The sequence below is a fragment of the Flagellimonas rhodophyticola genome (assembly GCF_049332665.1).
In the GTDB taxonomy this organism is placed as follows: Bacteria; Bacteroidota; Bacteroidia; order Flavobacteriales; family Flavobacteriaceae; genus Flagellimonas.
This window is the reverse complement of the sequence record NZ_CP186326.1, coordinates 2,551,961-2,572,380: the sequence shown is the minus strand read 5'-3', so window position 1 is coordinate 2,572,380 and position 20,420 is coordinate 2,551,961. Positions and strand designations below refer to the sequence as shown.

21 protein-coding genes are annotated in these 20,420 nt (G+C 39.3%); 5 read left to right on the top strand and 16 right to left on the bottom strand.

What is annotated here, in order from left to right; all coding sequences use genetic code 11:
* Nucleotides 1-2 precede the first annotated feature (2 nt).
* The 8 genes from ACOKFG_RS11540 to ACOKFG_RS11505 are packed head-to-tail and all read right to left on the bottom strand — an operon-like array spanning nucleotide 3 to nucleotide 7,661.
* A complete protein-coding gene (locus tag ACOKFG_RS11540; RefSeq protein ID WP_299485293.1) occupies nucleotides 3-1,199 on the bottom strand; it encodes a molybdopterin molybdotransferase MoeA in 1,197 nt (398 codons plus the stop codon).
* Nucleotides 1,196-1,978 (bottom strand): sulfite exporter TauE/SafE family protein, encoded by a 783-nt coding sequence (locus ACOKFG_RS11535; protein ID WP_299485290.1) that lies wholly within the window; start codon nucleotides 1,976-1,978, stop codon nucleotides 1,196-1,198. The genes ACOKFG_RS11540 and ACOKFG_RS11535 overlap by 4 nt, the downstream gene beginning before the upstream one ends.
* Complete coding sequence (locus tag ACOKFG_RS11530) at nucleotides 1,969-3,033, bottom strand: HesA/MoeB/ThiF family protein (RefSeq protein WP_299485288.1); 1,065 nt, start codon at nucleotides 3,031-3,033, stop codon at nucleotides 1,969-1,971. Before ACOKFG_RS11530 ends, ACOKFG_RS11535 begins: the two co-directional genes overlap by 10 nt.
* Entirely contained in the window at nucleotides 3,023-3,631 is a 609-nt protein-coding gene (locus ACOKFG_RS11525) for an NTP transferase domain-containing protein (protein WP_298789687.1), read from the bottom strand. The genes ACOKFG_RS11530 and ACOKFG_RS11525 overlap by 11 nt, the downstream gene beginning before the upstream one ends.
* Before the next feature lie 16 nt (nucleotides 3,632-3,647).
* A complete protein-coding gene (gene moaA / locus ACOKFG_RS11520; RefSeq protein ID WP_422861293.1) occupies nucleotides 3,648-4,634 on the bottom strand; it encodes a GTP 3',8-cyclase MoaA in 987 nt (328 codons plus the stop codon).
* 41 nt (nucleotides 4,635-4,675) lie between these two features.
* On the bottom strand, nucleotides 4,676-4,930 hold the full coding sequence (locus ACOKFG_RS11515) for a MoaD/ThiS family protein (protein ID WP_298789684.1): 255 nt from the start codon (nucleotides 4,928-4,930) through the stop codon (nucleotides 4,676-4,678).
* A 4-nt stretch (nucleotides 4,931-4,934) separates the two neighbouring features.
* A complete protein-coding gene (locus ACOKFG_RS11510) occupies nucleotides 4,935-7,169 on the bottom strand; it encodes a molybdopterin cofactor-binding domain-containing protein (protein WP_299173128.1) in 2,235 nt (744 codons plus the stop codon).
* Nucleotides 7,170-7,199: 30 nt separating this feature from the next.
* Nucleotides 7,200-7,661 carry a (2Fe-2S)-binding protein gene (locus ACOKFG_RS11505; RefSeq protein ID WP_299173125.1) on the bottom strand — a complete coding sequence of 154 codons (462 nt, stop codon included), beginning with the start codon at nucleotides 7,659-7,661 and terminating at the stop codon, nucleotides 7,200-7,202.
* Between the two features lie 171 nt (nucleotides 7,662-7,832).
* Between ACOKFG_RS11505 and ACOKFG_RS11500 the strand changes: the two genes are divergently transcribed.
* The gene (locus tag ACOKFG_RS11500) at nucleotides 7,833-8,921 is read left to right on the top strand and encodes a VWA domain-containing protein (RefSeq protein WP_299173122.1); all 1,089 of its coding nucleotides are present in this window, start codon (nucleotides 7,833-7,835) and stop codon (nucleotides 8,919-8,921) included.
* 65 nt (nucleotides 8,922-8,986) lie between these two features.
* On the opposite strand, the gene ACOKFG_RS11495 is transcribed toward ACOKFG_RS11500, so the two are convergent.
* Nucleotides 8,987-9,466 (bottom strand): DUF3575 domain-containing protein, encoded by a 480-nt coding sequence (locus ACOKFG_RS11495; protein ID WP_299173121.1) that lies wholly within the window; start codon nucleotides 9,464-9,466, stop codon nucleotides 8,987-8,989.
* 198 nt (nucleotides 9,467-9,664) lie between these two features.
* Here ACOKFG_RS11495 and ACOKFG_RS11490 point away from each other — a divergent pair, with 198 nt between their 5' ends.
* A complete protein-coding gene (locus ACOKFG_RS11490; protein ID WP_422861292.1) occupies nucleotides 9,665-10,606 on the top strand; it encodes a 3-keto-disaccharide hydrolase in 942 nt (313 codons plus the stop codon).
* Between the two features lie 55 nt (nucleotides 10,607-10,661).
* Here the strand turns inward: ACOKFG_RS11490 and ACOKFG_RS11485 are convergent, their stop codons facing one another.
* Complete coding sequence (locus ACOKFG_RS11485) at nucleotides 10,662-11,264, bottom strand: 3-keto-disaccharide hydrolase (protein ID WP_299485275.1); 603 nt, start codon at nucleotides 11,262-11,264, stop codon at nucleotides 10,662-10,664.
* A gap of 175 nt (nucleotides 11,265-11,439) precedes the next feature.
* Between ACOKFG_RS11485 and ACOKFG_RS11480 the strand changes: the two genes are divergently transcribed.
* Nucleotides 11,440-11,607, top strand: coding sequence for a hypothetical protein (locus tag ACOKFG_RS11480; protein ID WP_298789672.1), 168 nt, complete (start codon nucleotides 11,440-11,442; stop codon nucleotides 11,605-11,607).
* Here ACOKFG_RS11480 and ACOKFG_RS11475 read toward each other — a convergent pair.
* From ACOKFG_RS11475 to ACOKFG_RS11455, 5 genes are read right to left on the bottom strand one after another with little or no spacing between them, the layout of a single operon-like run.
* On the bottom strand, nucleotides 11,604-13,055 hold the full coding sequence (locus ACOKFG_RS11475; RefSeq protein WP_422861291.1) for a M14 family zinc carboxypeptidase: 1,452 nt from the start codon (nucleotides 13,053-13,055) through the stop codon (nucleotides 11,604-11,606). The two genes, ACOKFG_RS11480 and ACOKFG_RS11475, sit on opposite strands and share 4 nt — an antisense overlap.
* A 4-nt stretch (nucleotides 13,056-13,059) precedes the next feature.
* Entirely contained in the window at nucleotides 13,060-13,719 is a 660-nt protein-coding gene (locus ACOKFG_RS11470) for a peptidoglycan recognition protein family protein (RefSeq protein WP_299485271.1), read from the bottom strand.
* Nucleotides 13,716-14,141 carry a hypothetical protein gene (locus tag ACOKFG_RS11465; RefSeq protein WP_313819521.1) on the bottom strand — a complete coding sequence of 142 codons (426 nt, stop codon included), beginning with the start codon at nucleotides 14,139-14,141 and terminating at the stop codon, nucleotides 13,716-13,718. The genes ACOKFG_RS11470 and ACOKFG_RS11465 overlap by 4 nt, the downstream gene beginning before the upstream one ends.
* 20 nt (nucleotides 14,142-14,161) lie before the next feature.
* The gene (locus ACOKFG_RS11460; RefSeq protein ID WP_422861290.1) at nucleotides 14,162-15,649 is read right to left on the bottom strand and encodes an FG-GAP repeat domain-containing protein; all 1,488 of its coding nucleotides are present in this window, start codon (nucleotides 15,647-15,649) and stop codon (nucleotides 14,162-14,164) included.
* A 44-nt stretch (nucleotides 15,650-15,693) separates the two neighbouring features.
* Nucleotides 15,694-16,566, bottom strand: coding sequence for a pirin family protein (locus tag ACOKFG_RS11455; RefSeq protein WP_422861289.1), 873 nt, complete (start codon nucleotides 16,564-16,566; stop codon nucleotides 15,694-15,696).
* 46 nt (nucleotides 16,567-16,612) lie between these two features.
* On the opposite strand from ACOKFG_RS11455, the gene ACOKFG_RS11450 reads away from it, so the two are divergent.
* Nucleotides 16,613-17,947 (top strand): serine hydrolase domain-containing protein, encoded by a 1,335-nt coding sequence (locus ACOKFG_RS11450; protein WP_422861288.1) that lies wholly within the window; start codon nucleotides 16,613-16,615, stop codon nucleotides 17,945-17,947.
* Nucleotides 17,948-18,148: 201 nt separating this feature from the next.
* Here the strand turns inward: ACOKFG_RS11450 and ACOKFG_RS11445 are convergent, their stop codons facing one another.
* Nucleotides 18,149-18,994, bottom strand: a complete 846-nt coding sequence (locus ACOKFG_RS11445; RefSeq protein WP_298789658.1) for a 1,4-dihydroxy-2-naphthoyl-CoA synthase — start codon at nucleotides 18,992-18,994, stop codon at nucleotides 18,149-18,151.
* Between the two features lie 163 nt (nucleotides 18,995-19,157).
* Here ACOKFG_RS11445 and ACOKFG_RS11440 point away from each other — a divergent pair, with 163 nt between their 5' ends.
* A complete protein-coding gene (locus ACOKFG_RS11440; RefSeq protein ID WP_422861287.1) occupies nucleotides 19,158-20,282 on the top strand; it encodes a hypothetical protein in 1,125 nt (374 codons plus the stop codon).
* Nucleotides 20,283-20,420 lie beyond the last annotated feature (138 nt).

Here is a 20,420-nt window from a genome sequence, read left to right as displayed (position 1 = left end):
GACTAAAAAATCCTTTTTGCTTGAATATATGGAACCAACTCGTTGGCTTCAAGAGATTCGTTTGGTGCTAGACGGATAAATCCATCTGCTTTCGAAAGGCTCAACAAATCTCCCGAACCTGATGTGCTAATCTCTTTTGCAATTAGTTTTCCTTCCTTAAAACAAATCTCAACCCCCAAAAAGCGGGTTAAATCTGTGGCATTACTTATAGGTTCACTTAAAAATACAGTAAATTCTGGAGCCGTAACTCCCAAAGTTTTGTTAAGCCATGGTATAAAATAAACATGGTAATTCACAAAAGTAGAAACGGGATTACCTGGAAACGAAAACACGGTAGTTTTATGCAGAGCATGTTTTCCAAACCAGAAAGGTTTGCCTGGACGTTGCAGTACCTTATGAAAAACCTTGTGTACTTCAAGTGCATCAAAGGTGGTGGGTAGAAAATCAAATTTCCCCTTGGAAACTCCCCCACTTAGTAACAAGACATCAAATTTTTCCAGCAACTCACTAAGCTTATTTTTCAAAAGATTGGGTTCATCAACTAAATGATAAACATCTGCTTGGACAGACTCATTTTGCAAAAGGGCTTTCAGGGTATAGGTGTTGGATTTTCTGATTTGATGTGGAAGTGGTTTTTCATCAACATTCACCAATTCGTTTCCAGTAGCTATCACGGCAACCTTTGGCAATTTCCTTACCATAACCTCAGATTTACCAACGGTTGCTAAAACACCGATTTCTGCCGAGGTAATGATGGTGCCTGGTTGAAGCAATTCAGCACCAGAACCAGTATCGCTTGCTTTATAGTGAATATTTTGTCCTTTTTTAACTGGTTTTGTGATGCTGAAAAAATTATTTTTCTTTTGGAGATGCTCGTACATCACAACGGTATCTGTATTTTTTGGGATCACAGCTCCCGTCATAACTTCAATACATGCAGATGAATCTTCCAGACTTAGTTGTGGACTTCCTGCTTGAGCAATGCCGATTATTTGGAATGAAGTGTTTGCATCTATATCTGGGTTGTATTTTATGGCAATGCCATCTTTTGTAGCTCTATCAAATGGAGGAAAGTCTCTATCAGCTACAACTGTCTCAGCAAGTATTCGCCCCAAGGATGATTCCAACGCGACCGGTTCCACACCATAATCCGGAACATGCTTAAGAACTTTCTGTAATGCTGTTTCAAATATTATCATGAAAATAGCGTTAGTTGTAATCCATTTTTCAAAAGCACTTTTATACCAACAAATAGCACCAGTGCGGCCGTTAGCAATCGAATCCGCTTTGCGGATAGTTTTCCTAAGCTAATTCTGACACCTAATTGCCCCCCTAGAAAAACAGCGAACAATAAACCTAAAATTTCGGGCCAGAAAATTTGAAAAGAACCACTCCAAAACAGCCCCCCTAGTCCAGAGATTGAATTTACCAAAATGAAGAAACTTGCCAGGGCAGCGATTACAATTGGCTTATCCCATCGCATATGATGAAGTATGGGGGCTAAAAAAATTCCGCCACCAATCCCAACCAGACCGGAGAGTAATCCGATTGCACCTCCCAGCAGATAGGAAAGGTAGGTGGGATACTTTTTCTCGGTATTATTGGATTTATGCAGTGTTGTTTGATAAATTAATGCAATAGCTGAAACAATCAGGGCAACAGCCAGAATAATGAAAAAACTCTGTTCTTCTAATCGAAAGGAAGCTCCTAAAAACGCCAAGGGGATGCTGATGATGACAAAAGGCAAAAATCTTTTTAGATGGAGGTGTCCACTTTTGTAAAACAGTATGCAACTTCCAGACACAACGGTTAAATTACAAAGTAATGCCGTGCTCCTGATAGTCAAAAAACTGGTGACAACTAAGGCCAAAATGGCTAGATAACTTGATCCACCTCCAAAACCCACCGCTGAATATAGCGTGGCCACAATAAAAAAAGCAATAAGCAAAAGGATAAAGTCGCCAAAGGCTATGGACATAAGGCCATTATTTTGTTCATCCCACCTAAAATAGAATAAAAAGTTAAGTTAGGATATGCTTCCTGAAGTTGTTGAACGGCCATCTCACTTCGTTTTCCAGATTGACAAACAACATAAATTTCTTTATCAGTTTGATTTGGAGTGTATTGGTGTATTTTATCTAAAGAAAAATTCAATGACTCTTGAAGATGATTTTCCATGAATTCTTCTTCTGTTCTAACATCAATAAGGGAGATTTTTACATTGGATTCTCGCATGGATTGAAAGATTTCCGCACTGATTGTTGAAACCATTTCACAGTTTACAGGCTCGTAAAATTCTTGCAGCTCCTTTATGTTTTTATTTAGGGAGTTGACTTTGAAGGTAATTTTATTTATTTGTTGATTCAATCCATTGTAAAGGAGTAGTATGCCAGACAGCACCTCTCCTACACCGGTCAACAGTTTTACTACCTCAAGTGCCTGAAATGTTCCGATAATACCTGGAATAACTCCAAGTACTCCATTTTCATTGCAATTTGGTATTTCTTCAGACGAAGGCATAGTTGGGAACAAGCAACGGTACGTAGGACCATCAAGATGATTGAAAACACTTACCTGACCCTCAAAACCATGTAATGCACCATAAACAAATGGTTTTTCGAGGATAACACATGCATCATTGATAAGATAGCGGGTAGGAAAATTATCTGTGGCATCCAAAATAACATCATAATCCTTGAGAATATCCAATGCATTCTCTTTTGTCAAAAACGAATCATAGGTTTTTAGAACCGTTGACGAATTTTGCTCTTTTAATTTTTCAAAAACTACTTCCAATTTTTGTCTGCCCAAATCCTTTTCGTTGTAAAGGATTTGTCGCTGTAGATTATGCAACTCAATCACATCTTGGTCCATTAATCCAAGTGTTCCAACGCCCATAGCATTGAGATACTGCAATGCAGGTAGCCCTAAACCGCCCAAACCCACAACCAATACACGTCCTTCAGCAAGTCTGGCCTGTCCAGCCTTCCCGAAATCTTGAAGAATTGTCTGTCGTAAATACCTAGATTCCATTGGACAATGCTATTCTGGACTTTATAAATTCATAGTCTTCCAATGAATTGGCGTTGTATAGAATTTCATCTTGTTCTGGATGCACCAATGTAATTTCAGAATTGATTAAAAACTTCCTGGGACAACTGCTATCTGCGGACGATAGATATTCCATTGCAGCTTCAAGGCCTTTTGGTTCCCATATCGTAATCAATGGTTCGGGTAATCCAGATTCTTTAGTTGCAAAGGAGGTTGCAAACTTTTCTGAATCTCTATTTTCAACCAACTTCTTTAAAGACTTTAAGTCAATTAGAGGAAGATCACAAGCCAATATAAGCCATGCGGCCTTAGGATGTGTTTTATGAGCACTAAGAATCCCATTAAAAGGTCCACGATATTCGTTTTGGTCAACTATGACATTCGTATCACCCTTTAAAAGTTCCACTTGTTCTTCACGCATGCTGAGATAAACCGTGTCGCATATTTGGTTTAATAAATTATATAAGTGTTCCTGCTGGGTTATGGAATGATACTTTATCAATCCTTTATCTGACCCCATGCGGGTGCTTTTACCACCTGCCAAAACCAATCCGTATAATCTTGGAACTTCCTGCTTCATTGTGTCTTATTATTTATCAACCGCCAATTGAGGTCATAGAATTTTCAAAAATGGTTTTAGAATGTTCTGCTTGTGCCTCAAAGCCTGTTTTAGCTCGGTTTCCAATAGTTTCTAACACCACATTTTTGATTTCTTCAACCCCGTTTTCTCCTCTAATGACATCTCTAAGATTGGCTTTGGGTTTTCCATAAAGACAGGTAATCACATCTCCGGTAGCAGTTACACGAAGTCTATTACAACTACCACAAAATGTTCTACTAAAAGATGGAATAATACCAAAAGTGCCCTTATGTCCCTCAATTTTATAGTTGATTGAAGTGGATGTAGGAGGGGATTCTAATTTTTGAAAATCTGAATAGGATTTTGAAATATGCTCCAAAATTGCCTTGTAGTCCCATTTGATTCCGCTAAAGTTCTTACTACCTCCATTAAAAGGCATTTCTTCCAAAAATCGAACGGAAACATTATAGTGTTTCATCAGGTCTAAAATAGGCACGATATCCTGTTCGTTTTGTCCCTCTAAAACAATAAAATTGATTCGCACATTAAAACCTTCCGTAATCAAACGAATAAGGTTGTTGTGCACAGTGTCAAACTGATTGCGGCGGGTAATGCGCTCAAAAGTCTCACGGTTGATAGCATCCAAACTTACATTGATGTTTTTAATCCCAAGTGCTTTGAGCTCATCGATATAAGGACCAATTAGCGTCGCATTGGTTGTGACCGAAATGTCTTGGAGCTTATCCAAGGTGCTGAGTTTTCGCAGTAAAGCCATGAGGTCTTTACGAACAAAGGGTTCACCGCCAGTAATCCGGATTTTATCTATTCCCTGACTGACTAAAACCTCGCTGATTTTGGAGAGTTCACCTATAGTCAGAAGCTTGTCGTTCTTGACAAAGTCAATCCCTTCGGAGGGCATGCAATAATTGCAGCGCAGATTGCACCTGTCTGTTACCGCAAGCCTTAAATAATTTATTCTTCTATTGTGATTGTCAACCAACATATATTATACAAAGTATGTGAAAGATACTGCTTATGCCTTAATCATCCTCCACTTACTGGAGGAATCAGTGCAATTTCATCATAGGAATTGATGACTTCTTCGTCTTCAGCGTAACTATTATTTACAGCCACGGCCAAGGAAGAAAGCTTATTAAGTTCTGGATAGGTTTCACCCAAAAATTGCTTTAAATCTTTTACCGTTCTTGGAACCCTTCTGCCTGTGGCACTAGAAGTGGGAACAGACAACGTGGAACTTCCCACGATGTCTTTAGTAATCCCAAACAATAATATCGTCATAAAATCAACCAATAATTTCCTTTTCAGGTACTTTTAATAATTCTGGTGTTTTGGTGAATGGCTGTTGGTAGAGTCTATTTCCTGTGGCTGCTTTGAATGCATTGGCCACGGCACCTCCGGCTGGTGGAAGTGTGGGTTCTCCCAAACCTGTTGGTGATAGGTCATTTTGAATAAAATGGGTCTCAACAATCGGCGCTTCCTTCATTCTAATTAAGCGATATCGGTCAAAATTATTTGCAGTCGGTTTTCCGTCTTTAAATTGCAATTCGCCATACATAGAATGCCCTACTCCGTCAATGACACCACCTTCAATCTGATTGAGAGCTCCCATAGGATTGACCACGATACCGCAATCTACGACACAGGTAATCTTTTTCACCACCGGTTGTCCGTTTTCAATCTCAACATCCGCTACTTCTGCAACATGGGTGTTATGACAATAATAGTTCACAAAACCTTGGTAAACATGTTTAGGTTTGGTTCCCCATCCAGATTTATCCACAGCGGTCTTGATAACTTCTTTCATTCTATCTGGTGAATATTGGATACGTTCATCCTCTTCAGGTTTTACTTTGTCCAACAAGTCAAGACGAAGTTGAATTTTATCGACTTCCATCATTTCGGCCAACTCATCAAAGAAGCTTTGCTCAGCATAAGCCAAGAAATTGGTATATGGTGCTCTCCAAGCTCCTGTTGTAATGTTGCTATTATAACTTGCAGCGTCTACTTGGTAATTCTCTACGGCACCTGCGGGAAAGAAATTGGGTATAAGCCCATACATATTGTCATTTACCGCTGCTTCTTTCAAATGATAGGCCGTAATTTTCCCATCTTTGATTCCTGCTTTAATTCTATATTTAATGGCCATTCTATAGATGCCATCTTCCATATCATCTTCTCTGGAGTAAACAACCTTGACAGGTTTTTTGATTTTATCCGAAATTTCGGCAGCTTCAATCACAAAATCACCATATAACCTTCTTCCAAAACCTCCTCCCATTCGTGTCATTTCAAGAAGAATATCTTTTTCTTCCCTCCCCAACATTTTGGAAACCAGTCCCGCTTTCCAGGCTGGAGTTTGAATTGGACCCACAAGATGAACTTTTTCATCAGTTACATTAGCAAAGAAGTTCATAGGCTCCATGCAATTGTGAGGCAAAAAGGGAGATTCATAGGTGCGTTCTAAGGTTTCATCAGCTTCCGCAAAAGCTTTTTTGATATTTCCATCGGAACGCATGGTGTTAAAGTTGTTACCATCCAATAAATCGTTCAGGATTTTATCGTGCTCTTCTGTACTTTCTACTTTGGATTCATCTTCCCAAACTGCTTTTACAGCTTTTTTTGCCTTCATTGCTTGCCAGGTAGACTCAGCAACAACTACCACCTTATTACTTGAAGAAATTTTACTGGCAAAGCCTGGATCTTCTTCCAAAAGCGCCCTTACTTTTTCTCCAATGGTCACAACATCAATAACGCCTGGCATGGCACGGGCGTCGGTATCGTCAAAAGAAACCAACTTTTGGCCAAAAGACGGTGGGCGTAACACTGCGGCATAGACCATGCCATCTACTTTGTAATCCAATCCAAATAAAGGCTTTCCGGTAACAATCTTTCCAATATCCACATTGGAAGCATCCTTACCCATAATTTTATAATCTTTTGGATCCTTAAGAGGAACGTCCTCCGGAATCTCCAAAAGGGCAGCTTCATTCACTACATCCCCATATCCTAGCGATTCTCCTGCGGCATTGGTAATGACTCCTTCGCTTACTGAGCACTCCGAAGGGTCCACGCCCCAGCGAGTAGCAGCTGCGCTGACCAACATGTGTTTTGCTTTGGCTCCAGTTTGTCTAAGTGCATCCCATCCAAATCTAATGGATTGACTTCCTCCAGCAACCTGTCTTTGATAATTTTCAGTATCTAAAATACCTTGCTCAACATACACATCCTTCCAAGCCACATCAAGCTCTTCGGCTATAATCATTGGCATGGAAGTTTTTACTCCTTGTCCGATTTCAGGGTTGGGCGAATATATAGTTACAGCTCCGTTATCCGATATTTTAATGAATGCATTAAAATCATTGTAATCCAGACTTGCCAAATCTATGGCAGGTTCAGCGATAACTTTGGGTTTACAGGATTGCAATAGGTTAAAACCAATTACCATACCTCCTCCTGCTAAAGAAGAATTGCGGATGAATGCCCTTCTACTTAATGTATTGGATTTATTTGTTGACATTTTTTTGTTTTTAGGTGTACAATGGAATCTTTAGTCCATATTCTCGGCAGCAATCATAACTGCTTTGCGAATTCTAGAATAGGAAGCACAACGGCAAATATTTCCGTGCATGGCATTATTGACATCCTCCTCGGAAGGATTTGGGTTGTTCTCTAAAAATGCGGAAGCGGTCATGATCTGGCCTGCTTGGCAATAACCACATTGAGGCACATCAACCTCTTTCCAGGCTTCTTGAACCGGATGTGTTCCATTTTCCGAAAGTCCTTCAATGGTTGTAATTGATTTTCCATCAATCTGGGATAAGGTAAGGGAACAGCTTCGCATGGCGGTACCATCAACATGAACGGTACAAGCTCCACACTGCCCTATTCCACAACCGTATTTAGTACCTACAAGATCTAGATGATCCCGTAACACCCATAAAACTGGAGTGTCTTCGGCCACATCGACTGACCTGGATTCTCCATTCACTTTAATCTGATACGTTGGCATAGTTTTTTGAATTGAGTTGTTGTCAGCTTGAAGTTACCAAAATTTAAGTGCACAGGTTTTTTTTTAACAGCTGCCAGGTTTTTTTAACTTTTCTTTAAATCTATTGTGGTGATTCAAAGTAATTTTCAGAAGAATTGAGCGTTTTTCAAGCAGAACCTCAACTTTTTGAAAATGAAAAATGCATTTAAATATCTATCCCTTATTGTTTTTTCAATCCTTTTTATTGCCTGCGGCAATGCGGATGACGATGTAAACTTTGATATTAACCAAGGAGAACTTGGGCAAGGAAAGGATCCCGACAACTGTTTGGGTTTCGAAGACAATGAGCTTTTACTTTCCATCCAGGACCAGTTCACCACCCTACCCGGAAAAGTTTCCATATTATTTAAAGTATCTGATTTGATTGGCAATCCAATTTCAGGACTTACTGCAAATCAGTTCACCATTTATGAACAGGGCAGAAATGATGACTGTTTTAACACCATTTCTTCTTCTGAATCACAAGCAAGAATTTCTCCGAATTCCCAAGTATTTAGCAACAATACTATTTTGGTGTTGGATTTAAGTAACAGTGTATTGCAAAGTAGTTTGGAGGAGTTAAAGGCGGCATCCACAAGTTTTATTACCAATGTTATGCCTTCTCCAGAAACCACCTCATTTAAGATGGCCATTTATTGGTTTGATGGAGAAAACGAACTTCATCTTTTAAATGAATTGACATCATCCACAACGGAGTTGACCTCTGCAATTGACGGTATAACATCTGACATTAGCAATGACCCATCAACGGATTTATATGGAGCGGTTATCAAATCTGTGGATTTCGCCGAAGATTTGTTGCAAGAGAATAATCAAGCTTCGGTAATTGGAGCTGCATCGATTGTTTTGTTTACGGATGGTACGGATCAAGCATCAAGATTTACAAGAGATGCTGCATTACAAGCTGTTGAGCAGGCAAACAGAAACATTTCGTTCTTTACCATAGGACTTGGAGCAGAGATAGACACTGAAATTTTGGAAGAAATAGGAAAAACAGCTAGTGTTTTTGCTAGTAATAAAGAAGAATTGGAGGCAACCTTCACTCAAATATCACAACGGGTTTCTGAACAGGCAAACAGTTTTTATTTGTTTGAATATTGTACCCCTAAGCGCGATGGGAGTGGCAATAACAATTTAGTAATTCAGCTAACAAATGGTGGATTGCAAGGGGCCGTTCAGACCGAATTTAGCGCGAACGGATTTACTGGAGGATGTGAGTAGCCCTAATAATAATGAAACAAAAAAGCGGCTATTGGCCGCTTTTTTTTTGTTCGATTATTAGTCACCTACCAAGCGTAACCTATAGCAACACCAAGACTTACAGCAGTAGCATCAATTGAAACTGCCAAGTCATCAGAATCCCCAGCTACATATCCAACTCCCGCAAATACATCAAGTAAGAAATGTTCTCCAAAAATCCACTGGTGCCCTACTTCCCCACCAATCGCGAAAAAACCAGCAGAATTGTTGAAGTCATCTTCAAGGGAAACGTACCCTACGGATGGACCAGCATGCCATCCCCGCAAAGCCTCGTCACTTGAAAAGTAGAATCGATATTCAGCTCCGACCCCAAAACCCGAAGCATCGGAAATATTATAATAAAGCCCTGAAATTGTTAGCGTTTGAGTCTCATTTGTAGCAAATTCGTACCCTGCGTTTGCAACTCCAAAAGCTAAGCCGATAGGATTTGCCTTAACTGCTTGTTCTTGTGCATTTGAAAAAGTTAATGACAACAAAGCTATTGCCAATAGGTAAAAATTCTTCATAATCTGTTTAAGTTTATTGATTAATATTTTAGGTCCAAAATACTTTTTATGGAGTTCTTTTTGTATTCTTTTTTTGAATACTTTTTAAAGTATTTACTTTCAATGTGTTGTGAAGGAGCAAACTAAAAACTGTAGTTCTAGTTAAGCTGAATTTTATCTTTTTAAGCATTATCTTGGTACCCATTAAGTATAACATATATGAATTTACGTATCAAACCTCTGTTTCCTTTAGTCTCGATTTTTGTTCTCTTGAATGTTTTTATCGGTTATTCTCAAAAGTTCCATCCTGTTGAAGGCAGATGGGATTTAGAAATGGAATTCAAGGGAGAAACCGTCCCTTCATGGTTGGAGGTGCGTCATTCTGGGCATGAAACCCTTGTAGGTCGATTTGTTTTTGCTTTCGGCAGTGCCAGGCCAATATCAGAAGTAAGAATGCATGGAAATAAGTTCAGTTTCGATATTCCACGGCAGTGGGAGCCTGTAGGAAATGATATGATCTTTCATGGCGAGTTGATTGATAATATTCTCAAAGGAACCATGGTTTATACGGATGGCAGTATAGCCACATGGAAAGGTGTAAGAGCCCCTGAGATGGCTGCAACGGAAAATCCGGAATGGGGAAAACCCATGGCTCTTTTCAATGGCAAAAATCTTGATGGCTGGTATTTGGATTCTGAGAACAATCAATGGTCTGTGGAGAAAGGAATTTTAAAAAATGCTAAAGGAGGCGCCAATCTTATTAGTAATCAGAAGTTTACAGATTTCAGATTAAAAGTTGAGTTCCGTTATCCAGAAGGAAGCAATAGCGGGATTTATCTGAGAGGAAGGTATGAAGTGCAGATAGCTGACAACAAAGGACTTGAGCCTTCTGATATTTACTTTAGTGGCATTTATGGTTTTCTGGAACCCAATGAGAATACAGCAAAGAATCCGGACGAATGGCAATCTTACGATATTACCTTGTTGGGACGTAGGGTAACTATTATTGCTAATGGAAAAACGGTGATTTCCGGTCAAACTATTCCTGGCATTACCGGTGGAGCTTTGGATAGCAAAGAAGGAGAGCCAGGCCCATTAATGATTCAAGGCGACCATGGACCTGTAGAATTTCGAAAGTTTGAAGTAATCCCAATAAAATAAGAGCAATAAAAAAGCGCATCGATTAGGATGCGCTTTTTTTTGCTTAATTGTTTATTTATTGGAGTGGTTTTAATTTAATGTTTCTCCATTTTACCCGAATTCCTCCGCCATCATGGATCTGTAAGGCAATAGAACCTTCCCCTGCGCCTATTTTTTCATCTGTAAGGTTCACCATTTCAGTTCCGTTCAACCAGGTGGTAATCGTATCGCCATTCACCAAAATTTTCATGGTATTCCATTCTCCCATTTTAAGGGCTTTGTCCTTTTCTGTATCTGGCTTTATCAGCCAACCTCGTCCATAAGACTCATAAATTCCACCGGTTGCATGTTCTGGTGGTGCAACTTCTACTTGCCATCCCGAAACTTTGGTTCCTTCGAATGTTGATCGGATGAAAACCCCGCTGTTACCGTTGTTTTCTTGCTTGAAATCCAAGGTAAGTTCAAAATTCTTGTAAAACTTCTTGGTTCCCAAGTATCCATAACCCGCTTTTGGGCCACTTTCGCAAATAAGCTCTCCATTTTCAACATACCATTTTTCTTCGCCATGGTTTACCCATCCGTCTAAATTTTCACCGTTGAATAGATCAATGGTTTCTTGCGCATACCCAAATTGTATTAGAAATAACGCAAAAACAATTAAAAGGAATTTTGTCTTCATTTTTCTAGAATATATTGATTTTATTGGTGTTGAAGGTAGTAATTTCATTGCCAATCATCCAGGTTTGGAACGGCTTTTGGTAGGGTTTTTAGACCAACGATTGTTTTTACAGTATAGACAACAACTAATTGCATCCTAATGAACTATGTAATGAATAACTCAAAAAAAGAAAGTTATGGATGTAGTAAAAGAAATAATTCAGAACAGTGCGATAGGTCCTCTATCAAACGGATATAAAGGTTTAGTACTCTCTTTATTTGCCTCAATCGTAGGCATATTGTTCACCATGTTAATCGTTTTGATCAAGTATGGCCCGGAAACGACTATTCAATTTGGGTATTAACGATAGATTAAGGCGTTGCCAAATTTTTGTGTATCCAAAGGTTTGCTCAAATCGAGTAGAAATCCGTTAATGACTGCATGGGTAATCTCTCCTTCCTTTTCCAAAAAGAAAGTGGGGTTTTGACCAACTTTAATTTCAAATTTTGGTGGATGTACGCCAAGTTGAACTATATGCTGATAACCAGGATTAAATTCCCTGTTCTGCGGATGACTACTGAAAATATATCCAACCCCATTTTGAAGCAATTTCATCGGGTCGTCCAAAAAAATAGATACTTCCGGGTTCCCTTTATTAGGCGGCACAATGGTATAACCAGATGCGTCAAAGGTTTCATATCCATAGAAGGTGGATAAATCACCCTGGTCTATAATGATACTTTTATTGTAGAATGTGTCATGACCTTCAAGGTCTACTTCTTGACGATAAATGCCCAAGTCAAGGATATATTCTTTGCCCAAAAGCTGATAGGTAACATTTTCAATCTTTAAATCAAATAGCTTTCTATCGTTTCTTGGAATCTTTTCATAATCTTCTATAGGAATGCCCAAATAACTTTCCTGGGCAATGGTATATAGAGCTGAGAGAATGGAGACATAATTCAATTTTCTAATCTCCTGTTTTTCAACATCATTAGTATATCCTCCTGATTCTATTAAAATAAGACTTGTTCCCCATTTAGCAATATTATCACCAAATGCACGGGGCTCAAAATCATCGCTATAACGCCCAACTTGTCCTGGAGCATAATTTTGAATGATGTTGTTCATATAAACAATGACCTTCATGGCATTGGAACGCACTTCATTAATATCTTTTTCGTAATTGAAGGCAGTCGCCAAATAGGAAATTGTAGCCGGTTTATTGGTCAATTCGGCATTGTAATAGGTGCTTTGGTCATGTAAGTTGAAGCCGAATTTAGCATCGAGACTATCTCGGATTCTTTTTAAAGCCCTCCCTTCGGGAGACTGTAATCTTAAAGCATCACGATTAATGTCAATTCCTAATGCATTGCGTCTTTGGTATACCTCTGCCCCATCAGGATTGAGCATAGGTAAGAAATGCAACTTCAACTTTGATAGGATTTCTCTTTTCTCTTGTTGAAATCCCGGAGCATCCAAAAAGTTCAAAATATCAAAAATTGCTTGGGTCGCGGTTGGTTCATTACCGTGCATTTGTGACCAAAGAAAGATATTGACTGGGCCAGAACCTATGCTGATTAACTTTAAATCCCTTCCTTCAATGGACCCCCCTACTTTTTGAACTTGGAATTTTGGGTTTGCATCAAATCTTTCAATCAATGGTTGTATTTGATGGTGTTTTATCCTCCGCTTCTGAAGGGAAGATTCTTTATACCGCTCGTAAGTTTCAAATAGATTGGTTGTAATGGATTCCTGGGAATAAGTCAAAAAACTGAAGCACCCCAGTAGAAGAAAAATTTTGTAACGCATAGTATTATTTTGATGGCACGGGTTTAAAATTAAACCTTTTCGTTGCTTTTCTGACCTTTTTCATGAAATCTGTTCCTGGATCTGTTTTTTCGGTGCGATATCCATCGTCCACTTCCAACCATAACGGATGTCCTTCAAACAGCGTATACTCGTAATGACCAATCAAGTAGTCAATGTTATATTTCTCAGCGAGGTAGGTTACCAACCAAATGTTGGACTTTAACTGCTCTTTGGTCAAAGGGTGTTCTTCGGTACCGCCAACGTTCTCCACCCCAATGGAGCAATGATTTAAACCAATGACGTGGCGTCCCATAAAATTTTCAGGCATCAATCTATAAATGGTACCATCTCTATCTACCAAAAATTGTGTGGAAACATTTAAACCACTCACATTTTCAATATCTGGACGCCAATTCGGCAGTTTACTGTCCTTAAATGCGTCAAAAGAGCCATCAAGTGTGGGAATCGCGGTCCAATGAAGCACAATCATTCGAGGGACAATTTCAGGAGTTTCCTGTTCAAGATTATATCGATTTAAGAGATATTCTTTGGTCAATGAAATCCGTTCATCATCAAATAAAATGGGTTTATCCACAATGGTTTTTTGCACTTGACAAGCCCAGAGCAGACTACTTAAAACGAATAGGATTGCTGCTTTTTTCATTTGACATTAGTTGTTGATGAGCTATCAATGGGTATGGCGTAGCAGATAAGCATTTTTTTTCTGCCCCACTCTCTTGCCTTTTTTATATCCACTCCCATATACAGGTCAATCCGATTTTTCCAGCGTTTGTTCATTTTATCCTTTACGTAAAAAGTATCGGGAAAAGTATCAATTTTGACCATAGTATTATGCGTTAACCCCATTCGCAACAAATCTCTGGACACCGCAATACTTTTCATTCCTGGTTTCAAAGTATCTCCCCATGCCGCAATATTTGGATCCCCTTGGGTTTGCCAGGATACGGAATTGTATGCGGATACCACTACTTCATGTCCATACCATTGATATTTTTGAGAAGACTCGTTATGTTGCAGCGTACTTTTTTGATTACAGGCAACCAAGCTGAAGAAGATTATTACCAACGCTATGTTTAAGGATGCTTTCAGTGTAATTTATTTTCTAAAACTAAGATATCGACATTACTATTCTCCCATTTTTTTGATAATGCATCCGGAACTGGGGTGAATACATAAGTAAAGGAACTTAAAATAATGTCTTCATCTCCATCTTTATCAATATCGGATGCATCCATTAAAAACCATCTACCTGAATTCGGCTGTTCCAAAACCTTGGTAGCAAACTCAAAATTCTTTGCATCCGTGTTTTCCAGATATACGAAAGACAATTCTGGAGCATTTTCATAGTCCGGGAAAGTACTAATCAACCCAAAATCAATATCTCCATCTTTATCAAAGTCACGGGCCAAAACCCTTGTGGCACCATTCAAGGGGTAGAAATATGATTCAGTAAAGGTATTATCTCCATTATTCAAATGAATTCGCATACCATGGTAAGGTTTATGAACATAGGACTTATCAGCGTTATCTCCATTTACCGTGACTATGTCATCATGACCATCGCCATTATAATCTACAAGCTCAAACCAACTGCTTCCATAAACAGGACTGAACTCCAACACTTTTTCTGCCCTGAATTTTAAATCTTCAGTCTGATATAAAATGGTGACGCTTTCATAGGCCTGTGATGTTATTGTAATTAAATCGGTTTTTCCGTCATTATTCATGTCCTTAGCGAGTGTTCGGATACAACCTGGCAGGTTTATTAGCACCGTTTTGTCATATTGTAAAGAATCGTTTTGGACGAGTAACGATAGTCTTCCCGTTTCATTTCCGAACTCACTTACCACCATTTCTACCTTACCATCATCGTTTAGATCCTCTAGGAGGGTATGAACTGGCCTGTGAAACCTATTTTGTAATGAAATGGTATCCTCTTCTTTCACAGATACCAACTTGCCTTGCTCCAGTTCAGAAGGGTCAAGAATTCCAACTTCTGTGAAGATGCTCAAGGAATCGCTTTTATTGTACCATGTTATGGGAGTATCCCCTTTGTAGATTTGATGGTTCATCCCAGTTTCAAAACGATGGGACATCAGAGATCCGAAAATATCTCCGTAATAGAGGTCGGTGCCATTCTTCGCAAATTCCAAATAGCTGATAAATCCTCCGTTTTGGCCATCAAGGGCTACCTCTGTGGCCTCAAATAGTTCCAACGTATTCAACTTTGGTATTTTGTTTGAAGCCAATTTTTCCGGGGCCATTAAAACAATATAGTTTTGCAACATTGCCCAGTCCTTCAATTTTATTTTGGGTCTAAATCCTGATTTGACCTCATTGGGGTCTTGGTACATTTCTTCAATTTCCATCCGAGAGGCCATATCTGGCAAAACAGCATTTTCCCATATATCCTTGGGTAATGCATCAATTTTGGGAGCTATGTGGCAACTGGCGCAATATTGGTTATAAAGAACTTCTTCTGTGGTTGGTTTTTCAGGTGCACAAGAATTAAATAGAATACAGCTAAAGAAAAATAAGATTGGCAAATAGGCGGTTCGTTGGGTTTTGAGCATTTTAAATGATTTGTTGCTAACTAATATTAATTTTAACCAACAACCTAATTGGGAGCAGGTATATAGGTTTGGTCGTTTTCCATCATTGGAAAGGTCTTGTTGTTCCAATTGTTTTTAGCCTCGGCTATCTTTTCTTTACTTGTGGAAACAAAATTCCAATAAATATGTCTTTCTTCTGGAAAGGAATCACCTCCGAACAATAATAAATGAGAATTAGGGTGTACTGTAACTGTGCAGGTATCTTCAACTTTGCTTACCAAAATATTGCCCTTGCCTATAATTTCACCACAAGCATCAATACTTCCTTTGTCCACACAGATACCAATTTCACCCTTTAATTGTCCAGCTACATTCAATTGATACGAGTCGGTGGTTTTAATTTCAACCATAAATAAGGGAGAATAGGTTGGGACTGGTGATTTTTTGCCATAACCTTCACCGGCTACCAATGTAAAGCTGGCCTTGTCGTCTTGCCATTTGGGCAATTGGTCAGCTTCAATATGATGGAACTGAGGCTCCATATCCTCCAAGTTCTTTGGCAATGCCACCCAAATCTGGTATCCCTGTGCGGTGAAAATGTTGCCATTTCTTAAGTGTTCTGGTGTTCTTTCGGTATGGGAAACGCCCTTTCCTGCGGTCATCCAATTTACAGAACCGGGCTTAATCAGCTGTTTGGTGCCCAAGCTGTCCTCATGCATAATTTCTCCATCAAACAAATAGGTCAAAGTTGATAAGCCAATATGCGGATGCTGGTCTACATCCATGTATTTGTTAGGACCCAACTGCACTGGAGCCATATGGTCTATGAATACAAAGGGACCAATCATACGTTTTTTTCGAAAGGGAATAAGCCTACCAACCAAAAAATCGCCTATATCGCGACTTCGTTCTTCAATGATCATTCCTACATGAGACATATCGTAATTGTTTATTTTCGTGTTTGAAAGTTACAAATCTTAATCCATGAAATTACTTAAACGCATTCTTATCTTATTGGTTTTGATTATTGGAATTGTGGTCTATCTCAATTATCCAAAATTGGCCATAATTTCTGGCTATGCCTCCAAAAATATGGCTTCAGGTGTTTTTGTTGCCAACCGGACTTCAGCATCTTTAACAGAGAATGATAATAATATACCACTTATCAAACTGGCAGAAACCGAACTAAACAACGATAGCAAATGGGCTTCTGCCTCCGTATATGGTTTAATGAGCCGAAAAGCTATTTATCGCGAAGGTTTAGGCACGGTTTTGGTCAACGACGATTTTGATGAAAATAAACCCGTTCCAGCCCCTATGCGTAATCAGTCCATGGATACTATCCCCTACCCTTATGGACAGGCTGCTCCCCAGGATTCCATATTCGAAAATATTGACATGGACCGATTGAATAAAGCTGTGGCAACGGCCTTTGACCATCCAGAAACCCAAAAAACCCGTACGCTACTGATTCTTTATAAAGGACATTTAATGGCTGAGAGGTATATTGATGGTTTTACCCAGGACACCCCCATTTTAGGATGGTCTATGACCAAAAGTGTATTGGCCACTTGTTATGGAATATTAGAACATCAGGGGAAACTAGAAATGTCGTGGCCCGCTCCAATTACCGAATGGGAAAAGGATGAACGCAAAAACATAACCCTAAATCACCTATTACGCATGCAGAGCGGTCTGGAATGGGATGAAGATTATTCCAAAATCTCTGACGCAACCCAAATGTTCTTTCTGGAAACGGATATGACCAAGGCTCAACGTGAAAAGAATCTGATTGCCCAACCAACTGAAATATGGAATTACTCCTCGGGAACTACCAACCTTTTATCTGGAATTTTAAGACAACAGTTCCGTTCGCATCAAGAATATTTGGATTTTCCATATGCTACTCTAATTGATAAGATTGGAATGTACTCCATGGTTCTTGAAGCTGATATTGCAGGAAATTATGTTGGCTCCTCCTATAGTTGGGCCAGCACACGGGATTGGGCAAGGTTTGGACAATTATACCTCGATAAAGGAAGTTGGAACGGGGAACAAATCTTCAATCCTGAATGGGTGAACTATATTACAGAACCCACATTACATTCCAACGGTACTTATGGAGCGCACTTTTGGCTCAACGCTAATGGAAAATACCCAGATGTGCCCAGAGATTTGTTTTCCTGTAATGGATATCAGGGGCAATATGTCTTTGTTATTCCTTCCAAAGATTTAGTGGTGGTCCGCACAGGATTGGCCGAAGAACCTAATTTTGATATCAATGGTTTCTTATCCGAGGTGGTGAAATCAGTGCAGTAAATCGATATTATATGTCAAAATATCGAACTAACCACAATAAAACGTCGCTTCACAACAATAATTTCATTTACGGGAACACTGGTGCTACATTTACATTGTAATAATAACGAAAGTAAATTTTTTCATTTTCATATAGTGTTCTCGTAAAAGAGTCTTGACCATAACGGCAAGGCTCTTTTCAATTTAAGGATATTCGTTTTACTAAGGAATCCACTTATCCTTACCAAAATCAGGCTTTCGTTTCTCCAAAAAGGCATTTCTTCCTTCTTTAGCTTCTTCGGTCATATAGGCCAAGCGCGTAGCTTCTCCGGCAAAAACTTGCTGTCCAACCATACCATCATCCGTAAGGTTCATAGCAAATTTGAGCATTTTTATCGATGTTGGAGATTTTTCCAACACCTCTTGGGCCCATTGATAAGCGGTATCTTCCAATTCTTCATGAGGTATGACAGCATTTACCATTCCCATTTCAAAAGCCTCTTGCGCGGAATAGTTCCTCCCCAAAAAGAAAATTTCCCGTGCTTTTTTCTGTCCAACCATTTTGGCGAGATACGCTGAACCATAACCTCCGTCAAAACTGGTGACATCGGCATCAGTCTGTTTGAAAATTGCATGCTCCTTGCTCGCTAGTGTCATATCGCACACTACATGCAGGCTATGACCCCCACCTACGGCCCAACCGGGAACTACGGCGATGACCACTTTGGGCATAAACCGAATCATTCGCTGAACTTCTAATATATTTAGTCGATGTTGGCCATCTTGACCCACATAGCCTTGGTGTCCCCTAGCCTTTTGATCTCCTCCACTACAAAACGACCAAATCCCGTCTTTTGTTGAAGGTCCTTCGGCTGAAAGTAAGACTACGCCAATGGAAGTATCTTCCTGGGCGTCGTAAAAAGCTTTTATCAATTCACTTGTGGTATGTGGTCTAAATGCGTTTCTAACATTCGGTCTATTAAAAGCAATCCGGGCCACCCCATCGCACTTTTTATAGGTAATATCTTCAAATTCAATGGCTGTTTGCCAATTGGTTGATGTTGTCATTAAAAAGAGTTTGCCCAAAGATAACCAGAATGTGAAAATTGTAATACAGCAAAATCTGCAATAGAATCGTTGTATAAATCTAGGACTGCATTTCATCGAGATCTAACATATTTTTAAAATATGTATAGTGGATAATCGTTCATTTTAGTAAATATGAACACTTATGCATAGCCCCAAATCATTTTTCCGCCTTACCCTGTTTGTCTTTTTTTCTTTTTTGGTTCTTTCTTGCAGTAGCGAAGAAGATGTAATTCCTGATACCGATGCCGAAAATGAAACTTCGGATCCTAATGAACCGGATGAAAACGATACAGACAATCCCGATGACCCAGATGTTCCTGAAAATCCTGATACCTTAGTTTTAGAATCAGGTTTTACCATCGATGAGGAGTACCAGTTCACCAATCTCATACTTTCAGAAGATGATTACAATAAATTTTTGGAGGATGAAGGCGATATGCGAATGGTATCAAATAAAGTATTTGAACATTTTAATGATGATTTTGATTTTATCATTATTCTGAATGTCGAGGAGTCACAGCCAAATAATCTGTATTATGGATTATCAACCCCTGCGCAAAACGATATTGAAGGATTGGGAAGAAACATTTGGGACAATTCGGCTTCTTTTGGGTCTTCTGGGAATTTAAAAACCGTGATTCATATGCCGAGGGTCGAATATATAAGAAATGGTCCATTCTTGCATGAAATACAGCATTACTGGAGTAATCATGGACTAATACCGACAACTGTGGGCGGACACTGGGGCTATTCCAGTGCTGGCGGACAGTTGGGAGGATTTGACGAAATTGAAGATTTAGGAGGTAACACCTATCGCGGGAGTGTAGATGGTGATGTTGGTTTTGGTACCGTTGCGAATGGAGGAAACTCGGTTCCATATTCCAATTTGGAACTTTATGCCATGGGACTTATTGGTCCAGATGAGCTTGAATCGGTTGTGGTAGCAGAAAATCCAAGTTCTACCGCAGATTTTGGCGTCTTTACCGCAGATGGAATTACAACATACTCCGCTGCAGATATTATTGCTGAAAATGGTGCCCGTGTACCCTCGCACGAAAATGCGCAAACAACGTTTAACGCATTGGTTGTTGTAATCTCGACAGGAACCGTACCTCAAGAAAAATGGGATGCCTTGAATTCAAATTTGGAGAATTTTGCCAAACAGGGAGACCCAGATGCTTCTTGGGGCAGCTTGTATAACTTTTGGAAAGCGACTTCAGGAAAGGCAACATTTAGCTTTGAAATCGTAAATGCGAATCTGAAGTAAGGCTCAGATTGTCAATATGCTTGACTTTAAGCAATAATAGAAAGCCAAAAGACTTCCAAAATAGGTAAAGAGTTGCCAGAAAAAGAATTCTGGTCTTAACCTAATGTTGAAAACTCATAAACTTCATCCTAGTTTTCT

Coding starts and splice junctions, on each gene's coding strand:
- ACOKFG_RS11515 (WP_298789684.1), bottom strand. CDS start 4,930: ATGACGATATTATTGTTTGGGATTACTAAAGACATCGTGGGAAGTTCC.
- ACOKFG_RS11500 (WP_299173122.1), top strand. CDS start 7,833: ATGAAAAATGCATTTAAATATCTATCCCTTATTGTTTTTTCAATCCTT.
- ACOKFG_RS11460 (WP_422861290.1), bottom strand. CDS start 15,649: ATGCTCAAAACCCAACGAACCGCCTATTTGCCAATCTTATTTTTCTTT.
- ACOKFG_RS11440 (WP_422861287.1), top strand. CDS start 19,158: ATGCATAGCCCCAAATCATTTTTCCGCCTTACCCTGTTTGTCTTTTTT.
- ACOKFG_RS11450 (WP_422861288.1), top strand. CDS start 16,613: ATGAAATTACTTAAACGCATTCTTATCTTATTGGTTTTGATTATTGGA.
- ACOKFG_RS11495 (WP_299173121.1), bottom strand. CDS start 9,466: ATGAAGAATTTTTACCTATTGGCAATAGCTTTGTTGTCATTAACTTTT.
- ACOKFG_RS11490 (WP_422861292.1), top strand. CDS start 9,665: ATGAATTTACGTATCAAACCTCTGTTTCCTTTAGTCTCGATTTTTGTT.
- ACOKFG_RS11540 (WP_299485293.1), bottom strand. CDS start 1,199: ATGATAATATTTGAAACAGCATTACAGAAAGTTCTTAAGCATGTTCCG.
- ACOKFG_RS11525 (WP_298789687.1), bottom strand. CDS start 3,631: ATGAAGCAGGAAGTTCCAAGATTATACGGATTGGTTTTGGCAGGTGGT.
- ACOKFG_RS11485 (WP_299485275.1), bottom strand. CDS start 11,264: ATGAAGACAAAATTCCTTTTAATTGTTTTTGCGTTATTTCTAATACAA.
- ACOKFG_RS11455 (WP_422861289.1), bottom strand. CDS start 16,566: ATGTCTCATGTAGGAATGATCATTGAAGAACGAAGTCGCGATATAGGC.
- ACOKFG_RS11510 (WP_299173128.1), bottom strand. CDS start 7,169: ATGTCAACAAATAAATCCAATACATTAAGTAGAAGGGCATTCATCCGC.
- ACOKFG_RS11535 (WP_299485290.1), bottom strand. CDS start 1,978: ATGTCCATAGCCTTTGGCGACTTTATCCTTTTGCTTATTGCTTTTTTT.
- ACOKFG_RS11445 (WP_298789658.1), bottom strand. CDS start 18,994: ATGACAACATCAACCAATTGGCAAACAGCCATTGAATTTGAAGATATT.
- ACOKFG_RS11530 (WP_299485288.1), bottom strand. CDS start 3,033: ATGGAATCTAGGTATTTACGACAGACAATTCTTCAAGATTTCGGGAAG.
- moaA (WP_422861293.1), bottom strand. CDS start 4,634: ATGTTGGTTGACAATCACAATAGAAGAATAAATTATTTAAGGCTTGCG.
- ACOKFG_RS11505 (WP_299173125.1), bottom strand. CDS start 7,661: ATGCCAACGTATCAGATTAAAGTGAATGGAGAATCCAGGTCAGTCGAT.
- ACOKFG_RS11480 (WP_298789672.1), top strand. CDS start 11,440: ATGGATGTAGTAAAAGAAATAATTCAGAACAGTGCGATAGGTCCTCTA.
- ACOKFG_RS11470 (WP_299485271.1), bottom strand. CDS start 13,719: ATGAAAAAAGCAGCAATCCTATTCGTTTTAAGTAGTCTGCTCTGGGCT.
- ACOKFG_RS11475 (WP_422861291.1), bottom strand. CDS start 13,055: ATGCGTTACAAAATTTTTCTTCTACTGGGGTGCTTCAGTTTTTTGACT.